6 protein-coding genes are annotated in these 7,702 nt (G+C 47.7%); 2 read left to right on the top strand and 4 right to left on the bottom strand.

The annotated features are described in order from the left end of the window. Both BN93_RS01300 and BN93_RS01295 read left to right on the top strand, forming a co-directional pair. The coding region (locus BN93_RS01300; RefSeq protein WP_044259358.1) for a glycoside hydrolase family 3 C-terminal domain-containing protein at nucleotides 1–1,609 on the top strand (1,609 nt) is incomplete at its 5' end. An 84-nt stretch (nucleotides 1,610–1,693) separates the two neighbouring features. After that, a complete protein-coding gene (locus BN93_RS01295) occupies nucleotides 1,694–2,851 on the top strand; it encodes an FN3 domain-containing metallophosphoesterase family protein (protein WP_044259355.1) in 1,158 nt (385 codons plus the stop codon). Between the two features lie 391 nt (nucleotides 2,852–3,242). Here the strand turns inward: BN93_RS01295 and BN93_RS01290 are convergent, their stop codons facing one another. From BN93_RS01290 to miaB, 4 genes are all read right to left on the bottom strand, one after another. Further along, a complete protein-coding gene (locus BN93_RS01290) occupies nucleotides 3,243–3,812 on the bottom strand; it encodes a hypothetical protein (RefSeq protein WP_019186547.1) in 570 nt (189 codons plus the stop codon). Between the two features lie 497 nt (nucleotides 3,813–4,309). Continuing rightward, a complete protein-coding gene (locus tag BN93_RS01285; protein WP_044259352.1) occupies nucleotides 4,310–4,999 on the bottom strand; it encodes an RloB family protein in 690 nt (229 codons plus the stop codon). Further along, a complete protein-coding gene (locus tag BN93_RS01280; RefSeq protein WP_019186545.1) occupies nucleotides 4,977–6,278 on the bottom strand; it encodes an AAA family ATPase in 1,302 nt (433 codons plus the stop codon). Before BN93_RS01280 ends, BN93_RS01285 begins: the two co-directional genes overlap by 23 nt. A gap of 151 nt (nucleotides 6,279–6,429) precedes the next feature. Continuing rightward, a partial coding sequence (gene miaB / locus BN93_RS01275) for a tRNA (N6-isopentenyl adenosine(37)-C2)-methylthiotransferase MiaB (RefSeq protein ID WP_019186544.1) occupies nucleotides 6,430–7,702 on the bottom strand: 1,273 nt, incomplete at its 5' end.

Raw genomic sequence — 7,702 nt, 5'->3', positions numbered from 1 at the left:
GCAGGCAGGGCGCGATTATGCCCCGGTGGACCTCTCTCTGTCTACCTTGGCCGAGGTTTATCTGCCGCCCTTTAAGGCTTGTGTAGATGCTGGCGTAAGGACTTTCATGTCTGCTTTCAACAGCGTTAATGGCATTCCTGCTACCGGAAATCGTTGGTTGATGACCGAACTGCTGCGTAATCGGTGGAATTTTCAAGGATTTGTGGTGAGCGATTGGAATGCCGTGCAAGAGTTGAAGGCGCATGGCGTGGCCGAAACAGATAAGGATGCGGCCCTGATGGCTTTTCGGGCAGGGGTGGATATGGATATGACCGATGGGCTATATAACCGTTGTTTGGAGGAGGCTGTGCGTGAAGGGCAACTCGATGTGCACGCGATAGACGCCGCTGTTGAACGCATATTGCGAGCAAAATATGTTTTAGGGCTTTTTGACGACCCTTATCGCTTTCTTGATTTGAAACGCGAACGCCGTGAGGTGCGCTCTGAATCTGTTACCGCTTTGGCCCGAAAGGCTGCCACGGCATCAATGGTGTTGTTGAAGAACGCCAACGCCACCCTTCCGCTTTCTGAGCAAACGAAACGCATTGCGCTTGTTGGTCCGCTGGCAAATAATCGCTCTGAGGTGATGGGCTCGTGGAAAGCGCGGGGTGAAGAAAAAGATGTGGTAACTGTACTAGACGGCATTAAAAATAAGCTGGGCAAGGATGTTATGCTTAACTACGTGCAGGGTTGCAACTTCTTAGACCCTTCAACGCACGAGTTTTCGGCAGCTTTCGAGGCCGCCAAGCATAGCGATGTGGTGATAGCCGTTGTGGGAGAGAAGGCCTTGATGAGCGGAGAGTCGCGCAGTAGGGCCGTGCTTCGCTTGCCGGGTAAGCAACAAGCGTTGCTCGATACGCTGCGTAAGGCTGGCAAACCGCTTGTGGTTGTGCTGATGAATGGGCGACCCTTATGTTTAGAGAAAGTGGATAAGCAGTCGGATGCACTGCTGGAGGCTTGGTTCCCAGGTACGCAATGCGGTAATGCCGTGGCCGATATTCTCTTTGGCGATGCCGTACCTTCGGCCAAGTTAACCACTTCTTTTCCGCTTACGGAGGGGCAAATACCCAATTATTACAACTATAAACGTTCGGGAAGGCCTGGCGATATGCCCCATAGCTCGACCGTTCGCCATATTGATGTGCCCAATAAAAACCTCTATCCTTTTGGTTATGGGTTAAGTTACACCACCTTCTCGTATGGCGAAATGCAATGTCCGCAGCAGTTCTCTGCCGATGGTTCGCTGCAAGTCTCTGTCGAAGTAACCAATACGGGCCGCTTTGACGGCGAGGAAATTGTGCAACTTTATGTGGCCGACAAGGTGGCCTCGATGGTTAGACCGGTGAAGGAGTTGAAGGGTTTTCAAAAGGTTTTCATTCCTAAGGGGCAGACAAAGCGCGTTGACTTCGTGCTCCATGCTCATGATTTGGGATTTTGGGACAACACGATGCAATATGTTGTTGAACCTGGAACGTTTGAAATAATGGTGGGAAAGAATAGTGAGGACTTGCAAAAGAAAGAGGCGACGTGGAAGGGCGACAGCCGCACACCATATTATATAAGTCAGTGAATGGTACCATCTGCCATGTCTTTCGTATGATTTATAGGGTTTTCTTAAAGATGAATGTTATTGACGAATTTAAATAAAAAGCACATGAGATGTTTATTGTTTAGCTTGATGTTGCTGTTTGCTGTCGGTGCCAAAGCCATTAAAGTGACGCATGGCCCTTGGATTTGCGACATGGACAGCACGGGTACTACAATTGTTTGGGTAACTGACGTTCCTGGAATGTCGTGGGTTGAGATTGCGCCCGACTCCACAGACCATTTCTATGGGAGGGCGCGGCAACGCTATTACGATGTGTTGGCCGGAAGAAAGGTGCTGACGGATAGTGTGCATCGCGTGCGTATCGAGGGCTTGAAACCTGATACGAAGTATCGTTATCGGGTGTTTACGCAAGAGGTTGCCGAATGGCGCTACGATGATTGGGTTACATTGGGAAAGACGGCATGCACCGATGTGTGGCGCGGAAAACCGTACGAGTTTAAGACTTTCCCTGCAAAGCCGCGCGAAGTGACGTTCCTTGTGCTGAACGATATTCACGAACGCGCGCAGTTTATGAAAGACTTGTGTAAGAATGTAGACTTTAAGAAACTGGACTTTGTGTTGCTCAATGGCGACATGTCTAACCGTTTGAGGAACCAACAACACATGATGGAGGCTTATTTGGATACCTGCGTACGTATGTTTGCAACGCACACGCCTTTATTTTTTAATCGCGGTAATCATGAACTACGCGGACAATTTGCCGATTATCTCTATCGCTATTTTCCCACGAACAATGGCAAGTACTATCGCTTGCAACATGTGGCGGGTATAGATTTCTTGTTTATTGATTCGGGCGAGGACAAACCCGATGAGGACATTGAATATAGCGGTATCGTTAATTACGACCAGTATCGTGAGGAAGAGGCCAGATGGTTGCGTGGTCTTCGTGAAAGTAAACAGGTTGGGAAACATCCCTTAATTGTGTTTTCTCATATTCCACCGACACTTCAAAAATGGCACGGACCTTATCACATGCAGAAGACTTTGACGCCCGAACTCAATAAGATGAACGTGTCGGTGATGCTCTCTGCCCATCTTCACGCCTTTGGCTATCAGGAACCGAATGAGGTTATTCATTTCCCCAACTTGGTAAACAGCAACAACACCTATCTGCTTTGCCGCATCGCAAATGGCAGAATGGAGGTGGACTACGTGGGACTGAAAGGAAAAGACAAGAAACATTTTACGTTCCCATTGAAATAGGGAACAAGTTTCTCTTGACGAAGAAAAACATGCTTTGGGTGAAGTAGGGAAGAAATCGTGATGAAGGCGGGGAGGAAACCTTGATAAAAGCAGGACAGAAATCGTGATGAATGTGGGAAAGAAACTTTGATGAAGGCAGGGAACGGCCTTGGAAGGCACATGTGTTCCATGCAAGTTGTAGTGCGTATCGTGCAATAATGTGTGCGCCTCCAACACTTGCAGCCCACTTGGCAGCCCATGTTAACAATAAGTCCTGTGCAACATGCCGTTGCACAGGACTTGTATTTGGTGAGATCAGGCTGCACCCTTTCTCCTTTCTCTTCTCATTTCAGGGCAATGCTGTGTGTATGGTTTGACCATTGCGACGTTTAAAGACAAACAGTAGCCATCCTTACTTTAGTCTTGGACCATCATAATGGATGGTGATAGTGTGTGGCTTGTTGTCAGCACCAACAACTTTGCCATTTTTCAGCAGGATTTTGATATTGTTGCCCTCACCATCCGAGATACGAAGAGTGCCTTTGTCAAAGACAGGTAGAATAGGTTCATCTGAACCATAGAGAGCTTTTGGTTGACCATCAGTGTCAATAATTTGTTTATATTTCTTGTGGTAATCTACTGACCAGTACCACACTCCACCATGTCGTTCTTCTCTCTTTGTCAGGTCTATGTCTTTGTTGCAGTGCCAGTTTTTGTTGTACAAGAATTTTACTTTCTCAGTATAGTCCTTCGAGAGAAAGAAAGTGAATTCGTAGTCGTTCGCACCACTGGTATTCGTGTATCCAGCATGGAGTATGGGCTTCTCCTCCTTGTCTATAATTACGGTGTTCTGCTTGATAGGAAGTTCGTCGCTTTCGTCATCGCTTTTTGAACAACTAGACAAGGCAACGCTTGCCATCAACACTGCTGAGAACACGAAGACATGTTTCGCGCAGCTCACTAAGAAATTGCTTTTATTCATTTGTTAGTACAATTAAATTGTTAAAGAATATCTGTTGGAATTTAATCCATTGGGATTAGCTCGTGTCGTTTTGTCATGGCAGAATGTATTCAAAGTTCTCCACAGCACATTGTTTGCCTGCGAAGTACATTTCGTCTCACGCAGCAAATTTAGTTCTTTTTATTTACATCGCAAGGAAATGCACGTTAAAATTGTGCTTCATACTTGTTTATTTAACCCTGAAAAGTCCGTTTTCTCTACGAACAGGTGGTTTAAAACCATCCCACAAGCCTTGTTCTTAACCACGAATTGTGCCATATATATAAGGAGTGCCGCTACATGTAAGCAACTCGTTGCGCATCTATAAAGCGGGTTGTCACTAATCGTTTTGGCAAATCCAAACAATTAAACCCGCAGCCGCAACAAAGGCCAATGCGACATGTAACGTGTTCTGCAAATGGGGCAGTAGGTTGGCGCCAGCGTTTAATCGCAATACCTAGCGTTTTTTATGGCGTTGTTTAGAGAAAACATTCGGGATGTTGCAATTCGTCTACAAGCTTGTCCACCATTGTACACGGGTTGTGCGCAGCGTAGTTGGTGCCGATGAATAATCTGCGTAGTCTGGCTGCGTGCAGTTTAGCCATATCCTCATTGCCATATTGTTGAAGCAGGTGGTAATTGTCTCGGTTGCCTTTCGTATATGTAAAGCTGTTATCCCCAGTTTTAAGTTTTAGGGCTTTTTCAATCTGTTTGATGTATTCAGAGCGGCTGATGCCTGTGTTGAGAAATATGAAGTGCAAGCAATACCACAACTCGAATGCTTCGTTAGACCAAGCACTTCCATATCCCAAACCTTCGGCCATTGCTATTGCTTGATTGAAATCTTTGAAATCGTCTTTGTCGAAAACAACCCACACCCTATCAAAGTGCATGCTGTTCTTTCTTTCCAATTCGTGCTTTATTGCCTTCGTTTCTTTAATCAAAGCGACAGTTCCCATGCCCACTCCCTGTATGTCCACTTCACGGACGTCTGACATACTGCCCTGGACTAGGGATTCAAAGTAATACGGCTCTGTCTTAGTGCCCTCACATACGATTAAGAAACGCACCTGTCGTTGGCGTCCTTTCTCTTTACGCCCATTCGTTGCCCTCGATTTTCCGCGTTCTTGCCTTAGCCTTTCAAGCTCATTGTTTTTGGAGTGTCCCATAGTTTCTTGTGTTATTTTTCCCGATAAAAGGTATTGCACCATAACGCCCACGAATGTAATCGCGTTCAATGTCGTGCTTGTTATTTGGTTCTTCTTGGCCATCTTCCTCAAATTCCACAAGCGAGTAGATGTCGGTACTCTCCACCTTGTCTTTCTCTGCAAACCATATTTGGTCGCGCCGTAGAACGGATAGGTCGAGCAAGTTGGTGTCGTGGGTGGCGAAAATTAGCTGTGCGCCATGCTTGTTGCGCTCTGGGTCCATAAATAGCAGCACGATGTTTCGGGTTAAAAGCGGATGTAGCCTGGCATCCAGCTCGTCAACAATGAGTATCTTTCCATTAATGAGCGTGTCGAAAATCGGGCCAGACAGCTCAATAACCTTCTTTGTCCCTTCAGACTCCATAACATCCCTGTAAAAATCATTCTCGCCAATAACTTGTCCGTCCTCATTATAGATGTTATGGACTGTTATTGCTTCTACAAGCGTGTGTGCCGACATATTTTTCTCCATCTGCTGCCTTTGTAATTTTGGAAGGCTAGCCAGCTTTTCTGCTGTAATATGGGTCTTCTTCACAGAGAAACTGTTGAACCCCAATTGTAGTTCCTTAAAAAACGCTTGCGCCTCGTCCGCTCCGTCCAGTTCTTTCATGAACATTGCAAGCGTAATTTCATCGTATCTTTTTGTGTCAATGCCCGAAACCACATTACATTCGCCAATGCCCGCCATCACAGCATTGCTCTTTTCGCCCTTTAACTGGGCAACAAGTGAGAGAAATAGGCGGTTCGCATTGGTTAAATCTTCCTTACCCCTGCCCTCAGGAAAGGCCTTTTCTGAAACCTCTATCACGTTTTTCGAACGGACGAAAAGCTCCACTTCCTCTTCGCCAAGCCTGTTTTCGTACAGCCATTCCGAAACAATTTCTTTTTGGGTGTACTCAAATCCGTAGCGATAGTGGGTTTCTGCCTGGATGAATTGCACCTCAAACAGCGTGGGCACCGAGCGAGAAACCTCGTCTAAGGCGAAGGGGACATAAAGAAGTGGGTCGCTTTCGTTCAGCCTTACAGAACCCATCACCATTCTCCGCATGGTGTAAATGGCAGAAATGAGATTGCTCTTGCCGCTAGAATTTGCACCATATATAATGGTGAGCGGAAGCAGACGATGATTGCCTGCTTTAATCACAGCCTCTTCGTGTTCCTTTATCGAACTGGCTTCCATGCTAAACGTGCGTTCTTCTTTGAACGAACGAAAATTTTTAACCGTGAAATTTACTAGCATATCTCATTGATTTTACTGCAAAGATACAGCATTTTTTAGTACTACGCACGAAAAACATACGATTTATGATGTCTTAAAGAGGGGCACGAACCCATTGCGGGGACAAGCAGCCTGTTGCCGCTTGCCCCCGCATTTTCTATCGCCTCGCCATTTAGTCTACCGCTTCTCCAAACAGTGTTGCGCTGGTGCTGCCCGTTATTCGCACCTTTACATACTCGCCAATATGGTGGTTGCCCTTGTCGAACACCACCATCTTGTTTTGTTCGGTTCGACCACAAAGCTGTTCGCGACTACGTTTCGACGGACCTTCAACCAACACTTCGCGAACATTTCCCACCTCGGCGTGGTTGGCGCGAGCCGAATTCTCGTTCTGAACCATTATCAATTCGTTCAGGCGACGTATCTTCACGTCTTCGGGAACATCGTCGGGCAGGTGTTTCGAGGCATAAGTGCCAGGCCGTTCGCTGTATTTGAACATAAAGGCCGAGTCGTAACCCACTTCGCGCATGATGCGGAGCGACTCCTCGTGGTCGGCCTCCGTCTCGCCGTGATAGCCCACAAAGATGTCGGTCGACAAACCGCAGTCGGGCACTAGCTCGCGAATGGCCTTTACCCGGCTAAGATACCATTCCACGGTATATTTGCGGTTCATCAGTTTCAGCACTTTGTCGCTACCGCTTTGTATGGGCAAGTGTATGTGCCTGCAAACGTTCGGGACCTCGGCGATAACGCGCAGTGTGGCATCGCTCATATCCTTTGGGTGGGGCGTAGAGAAACGAATGCGCATTGTGGGAACCGCCTCGGCCACCAGTCGCAACAGTTGGGGGAAGTCTATTGTTTGTCCCTCTTCGTTCACAAATCGGTAGCTGTTAACGTTCTGCCCCAATAGCGTAACCTCTTTGTAGCCTTGTTGTTGCAGGTTTCGCACCTCGTTAAGGATGCTGTCCACATCGCGCGACCGCTCTCTACCGCGCGTATAAGGCACGATGCAATAGTGGCAGAAGTTGTCGCAGCCGCGCATGATGCTCACAAAGCCGCTAATCTTGGCCAATGCCACGCGTTTCGGCACCACATCCCTGTAAGTTTCGGTCTTCGATAGGGCGATGTCGATGGCCTTGTTGCCCGCCTCCGCCTGCGCAATCATGTCGGGCAGGTTCAGATATGAGTCTGGTCCGGCCACCAACTGGGCGTGGTGGTTTTCAATCAAGTCGTCTTTCACGCGTTCGGCCATGCAGCCCAGCACGCCCAAAATCACCTTTCGGCCCTTCTTTTGCTCGGCGTGCAGCGTGTCAAGTCGGTTGTAAATCTTGTTCTCCGCATTCTCTCTCACGCTGCAAGTGTTCATAAAGATGGCGTCGGCCTCGGCTTCGTCTTGGCACATTTCGTAGCCAGCCATCTGCATCACCGCAGCCACCACCTCGCTA

This window comes from Prevotella conceptionensis 9403948 (genome assembly GCF_000312305.1).
Lineage (GTDB): Bacteria > Bacteroidota > Bacteroidia > Bacteroidales > Bacteroidaceae > Prevotella > Prevotella conceptionensis.
This window is presented reverse-complemented; position numbering and strand designations above follow the sequence as displayed.

What these genes read in the sequence shown, in the direction of transcription:
- BN93_RS01295 (WP_044259355.1), top strand. Translation starts at nt 1,694, where the DNA reads ATGAGATGTTTATTGTTTAGCTTGATGTTGCTGTTTGCTGTCGGTGCC.
- BN93_RS01290 (WP_019186547.1), bottom strand. Translation starts at nt 3,812, where the DNA reads ATGAATAAAAGCAATTTCTTAGTGAGCTGCGCGAAACATGTCTTCGTG.
- BN93_RS01285 (WP_044259352.1), bottom strand. Translation starts at nt 4,999, where the DNA reads ATGGGACACTCCAAAAACAATGAGCTTGAAAGGCTAAGGCAAGAACGC.
- BN93_RS01280 (WP_019186545.1), bottom strand. Translation starts at nt 6,278, where the DNA reads ATGCTAGTAAATTTCACGGTTAAAAATTTTCGTTCGTTCAAAGAAGAA.